At 59.8% G+C, this 16,977-nt stretch carries 13 protein-coding genes and 1 pseudogene; 6 read left to right on the top strand and 8 right to left on the bottom strand.

What is annotated here, in order from left to right; genetic code table 11:
* Window positions 1-103: 103 nt before the first annotated feature.
* Both rng and VK725_RS13825 read left to right on the top strand, forming a co-directional pair.
* Complete coding sequence (gene rng, locus VK725_RS13830) at window positions 104-1,588, top strand: ribonuclease G (protein WP_325318640.1); 1,485 nt, start codon at window positions 104-106, stop codon at window positions 1,586-1,588.
* Window positions 1,589-1,600: 12 nt separating this feature from the next.
* Window positions 1,601-5,476 (top strand): YhdP family protein, encoded by a 3,876-nt coding sequence (locus VK725_RS13825; RefSeq protein ID WP_325318639.1) that lies wholly within the window; start codon window positions 1,601-1,603, stop codon window positions 5,474-5,476.
* Between the two features lie 7 nt (window positions 5,477-5,483).
* Here VK725_RS13825 and VK725_RS13820 read toward each other — a convergent pair whose 3' ends face one another.
* Window positions 5,484-6,689 carry a sterol desaturase family protein gene (locus tag VK725_RS13820; protein WP_325318638.1) on the bottom strand — a complete coding sequence of 402 codons (1,206 nt, stop codon included), beginning with the start codon at window positions 6,687-6,689 and terminating at the stop codon, window positions 5,484-5,486.
* A gap of 146 nt (window positions 6,690-6,835) precedes the next feature.
* Here VK725_RS13820 and tldD point away from each other — a divergent pair, with 146 nt between their 5' ends.
* Complete coding sequence (gene tldD / locus VK725_RS13815) at window positions 6,836-8,278, top strand: metalloprotease TldD (protein WP_414648508.1); 1,443 nt, start codon at window positions 6,836-6,838, stop codon at window positions 8,276-8,278.
* 21 nt (window positions 8,279-8,299) lie between these two features.
* Here tldD and yjgA read toward each other — a convergent pair.
* A pseudogene (gene yjgA / locus VK725_RS13810) lies at window positions 8,300-8,745 on the bottom strand (ribosome biogenesis factor YjgA).
* 109 nt (window positions 8,746-8,854) lie between these two features.
* A complete protein-coding gene (locus tag VK725_RS13805) occupies window positions 8,855-9,094 on the bottom strand; it encodes a DUF1653 domain-containing protein (RefSeq protein WP_325318636.1) in 240 nt (79 codons plus the stop codon).
* 99 nt (window positions 9,095-9,193) lie between these two features.
* Between VK725_RS13805 and pmbA the strand changes: the two genes are divergently transcribed.
* Window positions 9,194-10,564 carry a metalloprotease PmbA gene (gene pmbA, locus VK725_RS13800; protein WP_325318635.1) on the top strand — a complete coding sequence of 457 codons (1,371 nt, stop codon included), beginning with the start codon at window positions 9,194-9,196 and terminating at the stop codon, window positions 10,562-10,564.
* Window positions 10,565-10,650: 86 nt separating this feature from the next.
* Window positions 10,651-11,088: a DUF4870 domain-containing protein gene (locus tag VK725_RS13795; protein ID WP_325318634.1), complete on the top strand. Its 438-nt coding sequence runs from the start codon at window positions 10,651-10,653 to the stop codon at window positions 11,086-11,088.
* A gap of 3 nt (window positions 11,089-11,091) precedes the next feature.
* Here VK725_RS13795 and VK725_RS13790 read toward each other — a convergent pair whose 3' ends face one another.
* Both VK725_RS13790 and VK725_RS13785 read right to left on the bottom strand, forming a co-directional pair.
* Complete coding sequence (locus VK725_RS13790) at window positions 11,092-11,958, bottom strand: farnesyl diphosphate synthase (protein ID WP_325318661.1); 867 nt, start codon at window positions 11,956-11,958, stop codon at window positions 11,092-11,094.
* A gap of 1 nt (window position 11,959) precedes the next feature.
* Window positions 11,960-12,217 carry an exodeoxyribonuclease VII small subunit gene (locus tag VK725_RS13785; protein WP_325318633.1) on the bottom strand — a complete coding sequence of 86 codons (258 nt, stop codon included), beginning with the start codon at window positions 12,215-12,217 and terminating at the stop codon, window positions 11,960-11,962.
* 191 nt (window positions 12,218-12,408) lie between these two features.
* Here VK725_RS13785 and VK725_RS13780 point away from each other — a divergent pair, with 191 nt between their 5' ends.
* Window positions 12,409-13,698, top strand: a complete 1,290-nt coding sequence (locus tag VK725_RS13780; protein WP_325318632.1) for an MFS transporter — start codon at window positions 12,409-12,411, stop codon at window positions 13,696-13,698.
* Here VK725_RS13780 and tilS read toward each other — a convergent pair.
* The 3 genes from tilS to VK725_RS13765 all read right to left on the bottom strand — a co-directional run bounded on the left by tilS (window position 13,628) and on the right by VK725_RS13765 (window position 16,747).
* Window positions 13,628-14,953 (bottom strand): tRNA lysidine(34) synthetase TilS, encoded by a 1,326-nt coding sequence (gene tilS, locus VK725_RS13775; RefSeq protein ID WP_325318631.1) that lies wholly within the window; start codon window positions 14,951-14,953, stop codon window positions 13,628-13,630. The genes VK725_RS13780 and tilS overlap by 71 nt on opposite strands.
* Entirely contained in the window at window positions 14,940-15,695 is a 756-nt protein-coding gene (locus VK725_RS13770; protein ID WP_325318630.1) for an NYN domain-containing protein, read from the bottom strand. The genes tilS and VK725_RS13770 overlap by 14 nt, the downstream gene beginning before the upstream one ends.
* 95 nt (window positions 15,696-15,790) lie before the next feature.
* On the bottom strand, window positions 15,791-16,747 hold the full coding sequence (locus tag VK725_RS13765) for an acetyl-CoA carboxylase carboxyltransferase subunit alpha (protein ID WP_325318629.1): 957 nt from the start codon (window positions 16,745-16,747) through the stop codon (window positions 15,791-15,793).
* Between the last annotated feature and the right edge of the window lie 230 nt (window positions 16,748-16,977).

The following is a 16,977-nucleotide window of genomic DNA, read 5'->3' as shown; positions in this document are numbered from 1 at the left end:
AATTCAATTTACCGAACGCTGCAGTACAGGAGTAGACGGACTTTTTGCATCGACAGTTCTCGCGCGCAGCCGCTATAAAGGCCCTTCAGCTTTGGGGATGCCGGTGAGTGAAGAAATTCTGATCAATGTAACCCCGCGCGAGACGCGAGTCGGCGTGGTGGAAAACGGCATGTTGCAGGAGTTGCATGTCGAAAGAACGTCCCGGCGTGGCTATGTGGGGAATGTCTACAAAGGACGGGTGCAACGCGTAATGCCCGGCATGCAGGCCGTGTTCGTAGATATTGGGCTGGAACGCGCCGCGTTCCTGCATGCCTCGGATATTGTCCGGCCGCCATTGCCCGACGGTACTGAACTGAGCACCGGCAGCAATGGCAACGGCCATATGCCTACGATCAGCGAACTGGTGCACGAAGGCCAGGAGATCGTCGTGCAGGTGGTGAAAGACCCCATCGGCACCAAGGGCGCGCGGCTTTCCACGCATCTGTCGATCCCTTCGCGGTATCTGGTGCTGCTGCCGCACGCGCGCACGCTCGGCATCTCCACGCGCATTGAAGAGGAAACCGAGCGGCAACGTCTAAAGGACGTGCTGACGCCGCTCATTGGCGATAACCCGCTTGGCTACATCGTGCGTACAAACGCGGAGGAACAGTCCGCCGAATCGCTGGCGTTCGACGTCACATATCTGGGCAAGGTCTGGCGCGTCGTGCAGGAAAACATTGCCAAGGCCAAGGTCGGTGAGCGCGTCTACGAAGAACTTTCGCTACCGTTGCGCGCCTTACGCGATCTTCTCAACGACGACATCGAAAAAGTTCGCGTCGATTCGCGCGAGACGTTCGAGAAAGTGGCGAAGTTTGTCCACAAGTTCATGCCCAGCCTGGACGATCGCATCGAACACTATTCCGGCGAGCGTCCGATCTTCGATCTGTATGGCGTGGAAGATGAAATCCAGCGCGCGCTTCGCAAGGAAGTGCCGTTGAAGTCCGGCGGGTACCTGATCGTCGATCAGACCGAGGCCATGACCACCATCGACGTGAACACCGGTGGTTACCTCGGTACACGCAATCTGGAGGAAACCGTTTATCGGACCAATCTGGAGGCGGCGCAGGCGGCATCGCGTCAGCTGAGGCTGCGAAATCTTGGCGGCATCATCATCATCGACTTTATCGACATGACCGACGAGGAGCACAAACGTCAGGTTATCCGGATGCTCGAAAAGGGTTTGACGCGCGATCATGCCAAAACCACGGTCTATCCGATGTCGCAACTGGGCCTGGTCGAGATGACGCGCAAGCGCACCACCGAAAGTCTGGAGCGCCAATTGTGCGAACCGTGCCCGGCGTGCATGGGGCGTGGCACGGTGAAAACGGCCGAGACGGTCACGTACGAAATCTTCCGCGAAATCACCCGAGCGGTCCGTCAGTTCAATGCGCAAAAACTTTTAGTGATGGCGAGCCCAAAAGTGGTAAATCGCATCCTTGAAGAGGAGTCCACGGCGGTTGCCGAACTGGAAGAGTTCATCTCCAAAAGCATACGCTTCCAGCCTGAGGAGCATTACTCGCAGGAACAGTTCGATGTCGTATTGCTTTGATGCAGGTTTACGGTGAGCAAACGATGGCAACGCGTAGCGCATCGCATCACACGCCTGACCGCTTGGGTCGTGGGCGTGCTGGTCATCATGCTTGCTTTGACTGCAGCACTGGCGCAGGTTCTGTCGCCGCTTCTGGCAAGACATCCGGAGTGGGTTGCCAAAGAACTTAGTGATCGGCTTCACCGCGAGGTCTCGTTCAAATCATTAGACGGCCACTGGGAACCTTCCGGTCCGCGCTTCATCATGCGCGACGTCACGGTGGGGCCCGAGAACGGTGGAAGTCCGTTGCACATCCCCGAAGGCGATCTCAAGCTCGATTTCGGCGGCTGGCTGTTTCCGTCGCGCCATCTGATCAATCTCGAAGCACGCGGACTCGAGCTCGATCTGAGTCGCGATGCAGACGGAAGTTGGCACATCAACGGCATCGGCGAAACGGGGAACACGCAGCGTCAAAACATTTCGCTGGGCCATCTCTCTGTCGAGCTTTGGCTCGATGACCTGCGCGTTGAAATCAATGACGCGCGTTTGGGCGAGCATTACACCTTGCTCGCCGATCAGTTGCGTCTGACGCATCAGGCAAACCACATTCGTGTCGGGACCCGCCTGCATCGATTGGGCGCCACCGGTGAGCTACAAGGCGCAGGCCGCTTCCGCGATGACGGTAGCAGCGGCAAGTTCTGGCTGTCGACCAACAATGCCGACTTGCACGCGATGCTCGCCGGCATCGATCTGGGCGGCTATATCGTGAACAGCGGTCAGGGCAATATCGCCGCATGGATGGATTGGCAGAATGGCAAGATCGTGCGCAATCTCTTTCAGTTCGATCTGCACGATCCCGCGGTGACCAACCCGGCGGGCATTAAGGCATCCGTGCCAGCGATAAGCGGTATCGCTGAACTGCGTCGTGGCGATACGGGTGACACCTTCCGTTGGTCAGGTAACGACGGCAGCGCGTTGCTCATGGAGCTCAATCAGTTGGGCACACCGCAAGCGGCCGTCAACGTCGCGGCGAGCAATCTGCAGATTGGTCCGCTATTGCCATGGCTGGGATTGAAGCCCGGCATGTCGCCAGGACTCGCAGCGTGGCTGGCTACGGGCGAACCGCATGGTCAGATTGATCACGCGGCGTTGCATTGGACAGCGGCTGCCGGTCTGCAGTCGCTGCAAGGCAGTTTTGACAATCTGGGCATCACGTCGGTGGGCAAGTTACCGGGTGTGGATCATCTGCATGGACAGGTGCGCGGCGATGCCGAAGCGATCTCGTTGGAGATCCCGGCGCAGGCCACCGCGATCAATTTCCAGCATACCTTCCGCAAACCCTTCGTAATGAGCAATCTCGTGGGCGATTTCGCGTTCTGGCGCGATGACGATGCGTTCCACATCGGCATCGTCGGCATGGATTTCGAAGGCGAGGGGTATGGCGGCAATGCGCAAGGCGATATCCAGCTTCCCAACGACGGTGAACGCCCGTTCCTTGATGTGTATGTCGCGCTGACGCACGCCGATCTTCCGGCGGCAAAGCTGTTCTGGCCCATCGATTCCATGTCGCCTCCCGCCATTGCGTGGCTGGATCAGGCGTTCGTCGCAGGCAAGCTCGACAACACGTCGGTGTTCGTGCGCGGCAGTCTCGCGAATTGGCCGTTCCATCACAATGAAGGCCGTTTCGAAGGGCATGCCGAGATCAACGATCTCACCTTGAGTTATGGCAAGGATTGGCCTGTCGCGCAGCACATCAACGCGACGGCCGACTTTATCGATGCCGGTGTGGTGGTGCAGGCCACTTCCGGGCAGTCGCTCAACGTCAATGTGACCCATGCGGTGGCAGTGATTCCAGAACTGGCGCACACCGTGCTGGATCTCAACGTCAGTGGCAATGGCAGTGCCTCGGACATGCTGAACTTCGTCGGCACCAGTCCCATTGCAAGAAAGCAGGCGGATGCGCTTTCCAAATTCAAGCTTGGCGGTACTGGCACGTTTGATTTCCACATGTCGCTGCCGATGAACGCGATGCACGATTTTCTGCTCAACGGCACTGCGCAGTTGAAGGATGTCGATGTCAGTGCGCCGCAATTCAAATTGCAGCTCGACAAATTGGGTGGCCCGGCGACGTTCGATCAGCATGGCTTCCATGCGGGCCCGCTGACGGGTGGCTTTCATGGAGAACCTTCGCAGCTGGATCTGGCGATCGCAGGCGCGACGAATGATCCGAACAAAGTGGTGGCCGCCACGCTTACCGGCAACTACACCGTGACCGAGCTGCTGCAGGATTATCCGCAACTCAAATGGTTGACCGACGTTGCAAACGGGCGTAGCCAATTCAGCGTCGGCTATGAAATTGCGCATTCAGTGGATGGAACGTCTGGCGCGCAGACGTTAAGCATCGATTCGCCGCTCTCGGGCATTGCTCTGAATTTCCCCGTGCCATTGAGCAAGAACGCCGAAGGCAGCATGCCGCTGCATCTTGCGATGGACCTACCCGAGGCTGACAGCAATGTGGAGATTTCAGTCGGCGACGTCATGCGCGGACGAATGCGTCTGCCGCCGAATGATCAAACGCCGCTGGCCGCAACGTTCGCCTTTGGCACCGACATGCCTGACAGTCTTCCCGTCAAGGGCATGCGCATCAGTGGCGATGCGCCGCAACTGGATGTCAGCGGCTGGGTGAAGCAGTCCATCGGTGGAGGCACCGCAAACAACGGTCTGGCATTGGAAACCATCGACGTCACCACCGAACACGCACAGATGTTCGGTCGCGACTTTCAGCAGATGCATATCACCGCGGCACCGAAGGGCGACGCGCTGGAGCTCGATGTCGATAGCGCCGCCGCGGCGGGTCATTTCAGCGTGCCGGAAACAGAGCTTTCCAAGCGCGGCATTACTGCCCGCCTGCAACGTCTTTATTGGTTGAAAGAACCGGTGCAGCCGGGCAAGAAACCGGGTGCGCCTGTCGTGCCGGAAACCGATCCGGCCAACACCGGCATGGATCCGGCCGGCATGCCGCCCATGCATATCTGGGTGAGCGATTTGCGTCTGGACGATGCGAAGCTCGGGCAAGCACGTCTGGAAACGTGGCCCACCTCCAGCGGCATGCATATCGATCAGCTATCCACGCAATCGAAGAGTGCGCAGGTTAGCGGCAGCGGCGACTGGAACGGGACGCCCACCAAGAGCAGCACGCATCTGCGCGTGGATTTCAACGCTGGCAATCTGGGCGACATGCTCAGCGCGTTCGGTTTCACGGGCATCTTCCAGGGTGGCAAGACGCACGATCAGCTCAACGCCACGTGGCCGGGCGGCCCCTGGGCCTTTGAGCTGGACAACATGGAAGGCACGCTCAATGTGAACGTCACCGACGGGCATATCCTGCAGGCGTCACCGGGACTTCGCGGTCGCTTCTTCGGCCTGGCCTCTATCGCGGACTTTCCGCGTCGACTGTCGCTCGACTTCGGCGACGTTTTCGGCAAGGGTTTCGGCTTCGACGTGATAACGGGTGATTTCCGTCTGCACGATGGCAATGCCTACACCGACAACGTAAAGATTCATGGCCCCGCGGCGGAAATAACCATTACCGGCCGCACGGGCCTACGCGCGAAGGATTACGACCAGCAGGTCGTCATCGTGCCGCATATCGGCAACAGCTTGCCCATGGTCGGTGCGGTGGTTGCCGGACCCGTTGGTGCCGCGGCGGGTTTTGCCGTGCAGGGCATTCTGGGCAAAGGTCTCAACCACGTCGCTGTGCAGCGCTATAGCATCGGTGGCACATGGGACAAACCCGTGATGACCAAGGGCGCGACGGAAACGGTAACGGCGCCTGCGGCAGCTTCGTCCGCAGCACAGCCGGCAACTGCGTCGTCCGTGCCGGCTCCTGCAGCAACGTCAAGTCATTAGCGCGGTATCACTCGTTCTGTGATGCAGCCTTTGTGCTGCCGTTGAACGGAAAGAGCTGCTGCCTGATGAAACCATCGGGCATGTAGTCACCCACGACACCGTATTTTTCCGGAAACTTGTTTTTCGACTTCACTGCGGTGCCGAGCAGATAGTCCAGAAACGCATAGTGCGCGGCGTAGTTGCGGTCGATCGCTTCCTCGTCGGATGCGTGATGCCAATGATGAAAATCGGGCGTCACGATCAGATATCTCAGGGGTCCCCACGAAATGTGCACGTTCGCGTGGTTGAAAACCGCTTGGAATCCGACCACAAGAATGTATGCATTCATCACCGCTTCGCTGAAACCGAGCACATAGAGCGGTGCGAGCACACAAACGCGTGTCGCGATCAGCTCAAGCATGTGCTGACGCGAACCGGCCAGCCAGTCCATGGTCTTGACGCTGTGGTGCACGGCGTGAAAACGCCAGAGAAACGGCACTTCGTGATACGCACGGTGCGTCCAGTACTGCGAGAGATCCGCCACCAGGATGCAGAGCAACAATTGCGGCACGAACGAAATGTGCTGCACGTATTGCTGAAAGTCCGCACTTTGTAGACGTCCAAACAAGTGATGCAGCAGAAAGTTCACGATCAGCAGCACCAGTCCGACAATGAAATGATTGACGGCGAAATGCTTCAGATCGGTTTGCCATTCTTTGCGAAACACTGCCTGCCCCTTGTAGAGCGGGAACAGTTTTTCGATCACGACAAAGATTAGTGTCGAACCCAACAAATCGAGAATGAACCAATCCAGGCCGACATAAGGCGTGTGATCCGGAAAATTGCCGACAGGCACGCGCGAACCACCCAGCGCAGTAGCCAGCAGCACCATAACGAATGAGAGGATATTGATCGGGCGGCGCCGTCCGAGAATTACGTTGCCCAGCGACATGCCTCCGGCGATCAGTAGCGCAGCAAGCAACAGCTGTCGCAATACGTCGACCGAATAGCGATGACGCAGGTCCGGTGTCGTCAGATATTGCGGGAAATGAAACGCCAGCACCGCCAGCAGGCTGAGAAAGCCCAGCGAGAGAGCGATCACGCTGGTCACCGTTCCTTGTCCGGGTTTCAGCTTGCCGTCCTGATGCAAAAGCTCTTTGGTTTCCTTGACCGGGTGCTCAATCGTGCTCTTGAGGATGTTGCCGAGCGAGTCCTGCCTGGAGGGGTCAGTCATGGGATCCTTTCCACTGCGATGTGACAGGCAAATCTGCCTACGGTGCCGGACGTCCTGCGATATGATCGAACGCTTGCCGGCGCGGGTTTAAGTTACCTGATCCGCCCCCAGATTATCTCCCACCGTTGATTCAGACTGGTCTTAAAATCATGAGCTCCCTTATCGCACAGGCCGAGAGCCGCCTTCTTGCCCCCGGTGGACTGGGTACGGGTGACCTCGACCGTGTGTTCACGCAGCTGATGGGCCCTTCCATCGATGCCGCCGACCTCTATTTCCAGCATTCGCGCAGCGAGTCCTGGGTGCTGGAAGAGGGCATCGTGAAGGACGGCAGCCACTCGATCGAACAGGGCGTTGGCGTCCGGGCGATGAGCGGCGAGAAAACCGGTTTCGCGTACTCCGACGAAATTGTCTTACCGCAGTTGCTGGAAGCCTCCAAGGCGGCTCGCGCCATTGCGCATGGTGGCAACGGTGCCGGCAAGCCGCTGGCGTTGCATGGTGCGCGGCAGCTCTATCCGGCCATCGACCCGGTCGACAGCTTGCCCAACCCCGACAAGATCGCTGTGCTGCGCGAAGTCGACGCGTATGCGCGTTCGCGCGATCCGCGCGTCAAGCAAGTCATCGTCAGTCTCAGCGCAACGCTCGATACCGTGCTCGTGGCGGGCTCGGATGGCACGCTCGCTGCGGATGTGCGTCCGCTGGTGCGCTTGAGCGTGCAGGTGATCGCTGAGCAGAACGGTCGCCGTGAGCAAGGTTACGCCGGCGGTGGCGGTCGTTATGGCTATCGCGAGCTGCTGGAAAATGGTCGAGCAATGGCGTTCGCGGATGAAGCCGTGCGTCAGGCGCTGGTCAATCTGGATTCGATCGATGCGCCGGCTGGCACGATGACGGTCGTGCTTGGCCCCGGTTGGCCGGGTGTGTTGTTGCACGAAGCCATCGGGCACGGTCTGGAAGGCGATTTCAATCGCAAGGGTAGTTCCGCATTCGCCGGTCGCATGGGCCAGCGCGTTGCTGCACCGGGTGTCACCGTGGTCGACGATGGCACGCTGCAGGGTCGTCGCGGTTCGCTCACGGTGGATGACGAAGGCACGCCCACCGAATGCACCACGCTGATCGAAGACGGCATTCTCAAGGGTTACATGCAAGACAAACTCAACGCGCGCCTGATGGGTATGGTACCCACGGGCAACGGCCGCCGCGAATCGTTCGCGCAATTGCCGATGCCGCGTATGACCAACACGTACATGCTCGCCGGTCAGCACGATCCGCAAGAAATTATTCGCTCAGTGAAGCGTGGCCTGTACGCCGTGAACTTTGGGGGCGGTCAGGTCGATATCACCAATGGCAAGTTCGTGTTCTCCGCCAGTGAGGCCTATCTCATTGAAGACGGCAAAATCACTGCACCGGTGAAAGGCGCCACGCTTGTTGGCAGCGGCCCGGATGTGCTCACGCGCGTGTCGATGATCGGCAACGATCTCGCACTCGATGAAGGCATCGGCGTGTGCGGCAAGGAAGGACAGAGTGTGCCGGTTGGCGTGGGTCAGCCGACCTTGCGTGTGGATGCGATGACGGTAGGCGGTACCGCATCCTGAGCGACATGAAGACGCTTGCGATCAAGCGTCTTCGTCTGTGTCTGCTTCTGCGCTGACTTGTTTCAGCAACTGGAATATCTCGCGATACGCGCGCGGTGGTTTGTTGCCATCGCGCTCGACGCGCGCCGCCCGGACGAGAGAGCGCACATGTTGACGATCGATCGCCGGATATTGATCGATCAGCTCTTGCAACGCGTTGTCGTCGTCCAGCAGTCGATCGCGAACGCTTCAAGTCGATGCATTGCGGCGGTTTCCTTGCGCAACTGCTCGCGGTTCTCACCTAGCAACGTGCGCAGGCCGTCGTAGGCGTCGTCTTCGTGGCGGCGCATGACTTTGGCGAGGAAACCCAACTGGCGCTTGCGTGCGATATGCGCGGTGATGCGGCGCGTGTTTTCAACTTCGCGCAGCACATCTTCCGGCAGGTTTGCACGGGCGAGTTTACTCGGCGGCAGTTCGACCAATTGCATGGCCAACGCCAGCACCGCCAACGCGTCGCGGCGTTGTTGTGTGCGGGTGGGGCCGTAGTCGTGCTCGGGATTGTCGGTGTACGTGCGATTCACTAGCGTTTCCGGTTCTTCAAGTGCCTGGTCGTGTTTCACCGGGCGTGGCGTCGATCAATGCGAAGCGTGGGATCGGCTCACCTTCGAGTTCGACGGTTTCGGCGAACATCGTGGCAGGTCGCACCCACAGGCCATGGTCGCCGTAGAGAGCCTGATAGACGACCAGCTCTTCCATCGTTTCGCTGTGCAGGGCAGTACCCAGCACGCGGTAGCTCTGGCCTTTGTAGTGACGATAGATGCCGGTGGCTATGGACATGGTCGCTCCTGTGGCAACCTTGACGACTTAAGGATTGCCAATGGGGCGAAAAGGCCCCATGTCTGCCTATTGTACCCGCCAGCCCTTCAGGAAGCCTACGTGAGCGAAGTTGCCATCAGCCAGGACGCCAGCCAGCGCGAACTCGACCGATTGTCCGAACTGGCCGAAGAAGTGATCCGTCGCGCCCGCGCGGCCGGTGCCAGCCAGGCAGAGGTGTCGGCCAGCATCGATACGGGCCTCAACGTGAACGTGCGTCTGGGCGAGGTGGAAACGGTCGAACACACGCGTGATCGCGGCTTTGGCCTCACGGTTTACTTCGGCCAGCGCAAGGGTTCGGCCAGCACCGCCGATCTGAATGCCGATTCGATTCAGGCCACGCTGGAACAGGCCTGCGCCATTGCGCGTTACACGGAAGAAGATCCGGCCTCGGGCCTGGCCGATGCGTCGCGCATGGCCACGCAATTCCCTGACCTCGATCTGTGGCACCCCTGGGCCATCGATACGGCCGGTGCCATCGCATTAGGGCAGGACATCGAGGATGCAGGGCGCGCCCACACCGGCATCACCAATTCCGAAGGTGCCAGCGTGCAGACGGGCGAGAGCGTTTCGGTGTACGCGAACTCACACGGTTTTGTCGGTCGCGAGCGCGGCACGCGTCATTCCCTGTCGTTGTCGCTGATCGCGGGCGATGAAGCGGGCATGCAGCGCGATTACTGGTACGACAGCGTGCGTAGTGCGAAAGATTTCATGAGTGCGAAGGCGCTTGGCAACAAAACCGCCGAACGCACGCTGGCGCGCGTCGGTGCGCGGCGTTTGTCGACACGCCAATGTCCGGTGATGTTCTCGCCTGATATTGCGCGCGGCTTGATCGGCCATTTGATCGGTGCCGTCAGCGGCGGCGCGTTGTATCGCCGCGCCAGTTTTTTGGTCGACCATGCTGGCAAGCAAGTCATGCCGTCGTGGTTGAACATCGTGGAGCGCCCGTATCTCATGGGTGGTCAGGGCTCGGGCGCGTTCGATGCCGAAGGCGTCGCGACGCGCGACAGTGCACTGATCGAAAACGGCGTACTTGCTCGTTATATCCTCGGCAGCTATTCCGCGCGCAAGCTGGGTCTTGAGTCGACGGGCAACGCCGGCGGCATTCATAACCTGGTTGTCGAACCGGGTCATGGCGACGGCGGCAAGGCCGACGACTTCCACAGCATGCTCAATCGTCTGGGTACGGGCCTGTTGGTGACCGAGGTGATGGGGCAGGGTGTGAACACCATTACCGGCGATTACTCTCGCGGCGCTGCCGGCTTCTGGGTCGAGAACGGCCAGATTGCTTACCCGGTGGAGGAGATCACCATCGCCGCTAACCTGCGCGACATGCTGGCAGGCATTCAGGCCGTGGGGGCGGATGTGGACAAGCGATCCCATCTATTGACGGGTTCGATTCTGCTCGGTCGGATGACCATCGCAGGCGAGTAACGCTTCACGCCGCACGTTCCTGCGCTCTGCTAGGATGCTTTGGACCGGCAAAAAGCCGGGGTTTGCACGGCTTGAAGGAGATGCGTATGAGCGTTCCGCCCGAGTCTGTAGTCCCGCCGCCGGCCAGTGAACAAGCAGCCGCTGGCGACATTCCTGCTGAAGAGCGTACGTGGGCGATGATGGCTCATCTGTCAGCCTTGCTGGGCGGTTTGCTTACCGCTTCCGTCGGGCGGGGCTGGGGTTGTTTTGTCGGCCCGCTGGTCATCTGGCTGGTGAAGAAAGACACCATGCCCTTCGTCAACGATCAAGCCAAGGAAGCGCTGAACTTCAACATCACCGTGGCCCTGGCATCGCTGGTGTTGCTGGTGTTGTCGATCATCACGTTCGGCATCGGTTTGATCATCGCGATCCCGATGTGGATCATCATCGGCGTTGCATGGCTGGTGCTCACCATCGTTGCAGCCGTGAAAGCGAACGAAGGTGTGCGTTACCGCTATCCCTTCGCGTTGCGCTTTATCAAGTAAACCTTAGTGCTGGCGATGTGCTGCGTAGAGCGCAAGCTCGCGCAGCAGTTCGCCGCGTACGCCGAAAGGTTCGATGGCGTCGAGCGCGGTTTGCGTCAGCTCTGCCAGCCTTGCGCGTGATGCGTCCATACCCATTAACGCTGGGAACGTAGATTTTCCCTGCACCACATCTTTGCCCGCCGTTTTGCCGAGCACGTCGGATTCGCCTTCGACATCCAGAATGTCGTCGCGGACCTGGAAGGCGAGGCCGACGGCAGAGGCGTAACGATCCAGCGATTCCATCGATGGCTTGTCTGCGCCAGCGGTTAGTGCACCCAGCCGCACGGCAGCGCGAATCAATGCACCGGTTTTGCAGGCGTGCATGTATTCCAGTTCGGGCAGCGTCAACGTGCGTCCCGTTGCCGTGAGATCGAGCGCCTGACCACCGGCCATACCTTCTGCTCCGCATGCGTAACCGAGCGTGCTCAGCATCTCCATGCCGCGTGCGCGATTGCCGCGCGCAAGAATTTCGAAAGCGAGCGCTTGCAGGGCATCGCCCGCGAGAATGGCCATCGCTTCGCCGAACACGATATGACACGTGGGACGACCGCGGCGCATATCGTCGTCGTCCATGGCCGGCAGATCGTCGTGCACGAGCGAATAGGCGTGAATCAATTCGACGGCGCACGCGGGCGCATCAAGATCCGCACCGTCGTGGGCCAGCGCAAAACCAGTGGCGTAGGTGAGTAATGGGCGCAGTCGTTTACCGCCGCCCAGCGCGGCATAACGCATGGCGCGATGCAGATCGACGGGAACCTCGTCATCGGGCGGCAATACATCGCCTAGTGCGCGCTCGGCTCGGGCGATCAGTTCGCGAAGGGCCGCACTCAGTTCAGGCTTCGGGTTCAAACGGTTCGGCGGTATCGGGAGCTTCGGGATCGAGCAGCAGACGAACACGCAGCTCGGCCTTATCGAGAGCCTGCTGGCAGTGGCGATACAGGCCAATGCCGCGCTCGAAGGCGCTTAGCGACTCATCCAGGCTCATCTCTCCCCCTTCCATGCGTGCCACCAGTTGCTCCAGTTCGTCGAGCGAGTGCTCGAAATCGGCGACGGGTGCGGTTTCAACAGGTGCGGGAGAGGACTTGGCCATGGCCGGCAACGCTAGCGCAGCGTCATGGCGGAATCAATCGCTGCCGTGGGTCTTTTGAGGTCGCCATTGCGTAGCGCGGAAGTTTTCACGGAAGCGATCAATTACGGGGCTTGATTTCGATATATCGAAATTATATCTTACGACATATCCCATGCTGTACGTATCTGGCGCGAATCGCCAACGGAGTCCTCGTGAGCAATACCTCGTCATTGCATGCCGCCGAGCCGGGCGGCACGGGCTTTTCCGGCTATCAGAAATTCGTGGTGGCCGTGCTGGCGTTCCTGCAGTTCACTATCGTGTTGGATTTCATGCTGCTGGCGCCACTCGGTGCGTTGGTGGTGCCGGCCTTGCACATCACGCCCGGGCAATTCGGCGATGTGGTGTCGGCTTATGCGTTTGCAGCTGGCGTTTCCGGTCTTCTCGCGGCCGGTTTTGCCGATCGCTTCGACCGGAAAAAACTGCTGCTGGTTTTCTACAGCGGCTTCATGCTCGGCACGTTGCTCTGCGGGCTCGCACATAGCTACATGAGCTTGCTCATCGCGCGCTCGGTGACCGGCTTGTTTGCCGGCGTCGTCGGAGCGGCATCCATGGCCATCGTCACCGACTTGTTTCCGTTGTCGATGCGCGGGCGCGTGATGGGTTTCATCCAGACGGCATTCGCCGCCAGTTCCGTGCTGGGCTTGCCGATGAGTCTGTTTCTCTCCAGCCATTGGGGCTGGAATGCGCCGTTCTTCTTCATCGTGACGGTATGCACCGTGGTGGGCGGGGCAATTATCGGACGCCTGCGTCCCGTGACCGCACATCTGGCGTTGCGCCCGGATAAGAATCCGCTGCACCACTTGTTGCACACCTTGTCCACGCGCAGTTACCTGATCGGTTTCGTCGCCACCGCGTTGCTATCCATTGGCGGCTTTCTGCTGATGCCTTATTCCACGTTGTTCCTGGTGCATAACGTGGGTATTTCGGTGGATCAATTGACGCTGGTGTATTTGGTGACAGGTTTGATCTCGGCGGTAACCGGGCCGCTGATCGGTCGTGCGAGCGATAAATTCGGCAAGTACCGTGTGTTTGCTTTTGGTTGTGCGGTGACGATTGTGATGGTGGTTATTTATACCCGCCTGTCCAATCTGGCCTTGTGGCCGTTGATTGGTGTCAGCGCGCTGCTCCAGCTTGGTATTTTCTCGCGCATCATTTCGTCGTCGGCATTGATGTCGGCGCTACCCAAGCCGTCCGATCGCGGTGCGTACATGTCGATCAGTTCTTCCTTGCAGCAGGTATCGGGCGGTCTTGCTGCCGTGTTGGGTGGGCTGGTGGTCGTGCAGGTCGGCGACGGTCGGCTTCTGCACTTCGATGTGCTGGGTGATGTGTTGGTCTGCACCACGCTGATATCGTTGATGCTGATGTATTTCGTCAATCGCCGGGTGACGGGTTCGACGGCGGGGACTGCCATCGCGGACGCGCGCCAGCCTGACGGAACATAGTTTCGGCGCGCTCGCTCAGCCAGCGGTCGGCCACTGCAATCAGCACGTTGTCTTCATAGAGCAGCGGACATGTGTCGCGCTGCCACGGTGGAATGGCGCCCGTCTGGAACAGCGACCGCAAATCGCGCGTGTGCCGGTCGCCAGCCGGTTTGATCCGTTCGCCGCCCTGGCGGCAGTGGATGTTGAGCGCAACAGGAAGCTTTGCATCGGGCTCCAGCGTCAGCAGGCCGCCGTCCGGCAAGCGCAGTGGTTCGCCTTGCCAGTGCAGCGCATCAGTCCATGTGGAAGGTTTGCGCGGCACCATGGCCCACATCCGTTTTTTCCAGACGTGCACTTCGGCACCCGGCCAACGAATGCAGGGTAGTTGACCATCCTGTGCGGTGCATTGGCGTTCGATTTGATGGCGTTGCACTGTGGTGGGGGCAGGCAAGCCTTGCGCGTGCAGCCAATGTGCAAGCAGCGGTTCGCGCAGTGCGGCGGGTAGTGCGAGCCAGCCGGTGACATCAAGGCTGTTGGTGGTGTCCTCGCGCAAGTTTTCGAGCGCGGCAGACCACTCGTTCTGAAGCGTATCGGCAGCCGTTCGAGACAAGCTCGCGCTATGCGCGATCGATGCCGCAGCTTGCGGCCAATATGCTTTCAATGGTGGCAGGACATGATGGCGTAGATGATTGCGCGCCAAACGGGTGTCGTCATTGGACGGGTCATCGACATACGGCAATGCATGTGCGCGGACATACTCGCGCAATACGTCGCGCGGAATACCGAGTAATGGACGCCAGAGCATGCCGCGACCCAATGGACGTTGCTCGCGCATGCCGCCCAATCCTTCCGGTCCTGCACCGCGCAGCAGCTTCAGCAGAACGGTTTCCACCTGATCATCCTGATGATGACCTAGTACGAGCCGCTCGCCCTCGTGCAACTGTTCGATAAAGACGGCGTAGCGCGCTTCACGCGCTGCAGCTTCCAGACCGATGCCACCGGAGCGGTCGACATAAGCGCACTTCACGTCGCAATGCACACCAAGCAATGCGCAGACGGCCAGACAGTGCGCCGACCACTTCGCGCTTTCCGGATTCAGTCCATGATCGACATGTAACGCGCGCAGACCGCGTTTGCGTGCCTCGGGCAAATGCGCCAATGCATGCAGCAACGCGGTGGAATCGGGGCCGCCGCTGTATGCGACACAGAGTGAGCCTTCCGGTTGCGTGCAAAGCCCGTGAAGCACGATTTGAAGCAACGGCTCAAGACTGTTCACGCGCCACCGATTTTTTGTTGCGCACGTAAATGGCTTTCGGTCGTCCGTCGCCAGGGCTGCGGCGATCAAGTTCGAACAAGTCGATGGCGTCGATCAGTTCGCTCAACTTGCCATAGCCATAGCTGCGTGAATCGAAGTTGGGGCGTTGTTTGGTGATGATGGAACCGACGCCACCCAAGCCTGCCCAGCCTTCATCGTCGGATGCTGCATCGATCGCGTTGCGCAGCAGGTTGATAAGGCCGGTGTCCTTTTTCAGCTGAGCGGGTGCCCGCGGTTTGAGCGGCTGTTCTTCGTCGGGTTTCGACGAGAGGATCTCGGTGTAAATGAATTTGTCGCACGCCGCGAGAAATGGCTCCGGCGTCTTGCGTTCGCCGAAACCGTAAACGATCAAACCCGATTCGCGAATACGTGCGGCGAGGCGGGTGAAATCGCTGTCGCTCGACACGATGCAGAAGCCGTCGAAGCGTCCGGAATAAAGTAGATCCATCGCGTCGATGATCATGGCCGAATCGGTCGCATTCTTGCCGCTGGTGTAACCGAATTGCTGGATCGGCTGAATGGACTGCGTGAGCAGTTGTTCCTTCCAACCTCTTAGGTGATTGCTGGTCCAGTCGCCGTAAGCGCGTTTTACATGCGCCGTGCCGTACTTGGCGACTTCAGCCAGCAGACCTTCTGCGATGGACGGCTGCGCGTTGTCGGCGTCGATCAGCACGGCAAGTTTGGTGGCTTGATCGTTGGCCATGGCATAGGTTCCGAGTGGAATTGCCAGGATGGTAACGCTTGGGCGGCAGCCGTCGCATGCTCGATGGCTGCCGCAGAAAGCGGATTCCTTCGAGATTACTCGTGGTAGGCGCCGTAACCGCGCAGGCGGCGATAGCGTTGCTCCAGCAGTTCCGGCACGGGAATGGCTTCCAGCTCATCGAGCTGGTTGAGCAGCACAGCCTTGAGGCGCACGGCCATCGAGCGTGGATTGCGATGCGCACCGCCCAGTGGTTCGCGCACGACTTTGTCGACCAGGCCCAGTTCGAGCAGACGAGGGGCGATCAGTCCCAGCGCTTCGGCGGCGTCTTTGGCCTTCTCGGCGCTCTTCCACAGAATGGATGCGCAACCTTCGGGCGAGATCACCGAATAGGTTGAATATTGCAGCATGATCGTGCGGTCGCCCACGCCAATGGCTAGCGCGCCACCCGAACCGCCTTCGCCGATGACGGTACAGATGATCGGCACCTTCAGTTCGGCCATTTCCATCAGATTGCGCGCGATCGCTTCGCTCTGGCCACGTTCCTCCGCGCCGACGCCCGGATATGCGCCAGGCGTGTCGATCAGTGTGAACAGAGGGAGTTTGAAACGTTCCGCCATCTTCATCAGTCGCAGCGCCTTGCGGTAACCCTCCGGACGCGGCATGCCGAAATTGCGGCGCACCTTGCCTTTTGTATCGCGCGCTTTCTGGTGACCGATGATGACCACCGAACGACCGTTGATGCGGCCCACGCCGCCGACAATGGCGGCGTCATCCGAATAGGCACGGTCGCCAGCGAGCTCATGGAATTCGTCGCACATCACGCTGATGTAATCGAGCGTGTACGGGCGGCCGGGATGGCGCGAGAGCTGCGTCATCTGCCACGGCGTCAGCGTGCGGAAAATATCGGCAGTCTTCACCTTCAGCTTTTCGCGAAGGCGGCCGACTTCATCATCGATATTGAAAGCCTGCCCATGGCTGGCGTGCCGGAGTTCCTCGATCTTGGCCTCCAGCTCGGCAATCGGTTGTTCAAAATCGAGGAAATTCGGATTCATTCGGGCACGGGGTGGCACAGAAGCGGGGCAGTATACCGGGCCAGCCAAAAAGGCGGGAACGGGTCCGTATGGGGGCTGTGCCGGGTGGCGCTAATCGCCGTTCCCAGTCTTGATCAGCCGGACGCCCGCACCCACGACCCCTGGCATGCCGCGTACGGCGCGCAGAAGCTCCGGGATGGCGTTGACGTGCCACTCCTCGCCCAGCTCCAGGTCGGCCTGCGCGTTGGCAT

It is taken from the genome of Dyella sp. (assembly GCF_035486915.1).
In the GTDB taxonomy this organism is placed as follows: domain Bacteria; phylum Pseudomonadota; class Gammaproteobacteria; order Xanthomonadales; family Rhodanobacteraceae; genus Dyella_B.
The sequence above is the reverse complement of the archived record's forward strand: the minus strand, read 5'-3'. Positions and strand labels throughout refer to the sequence as shown.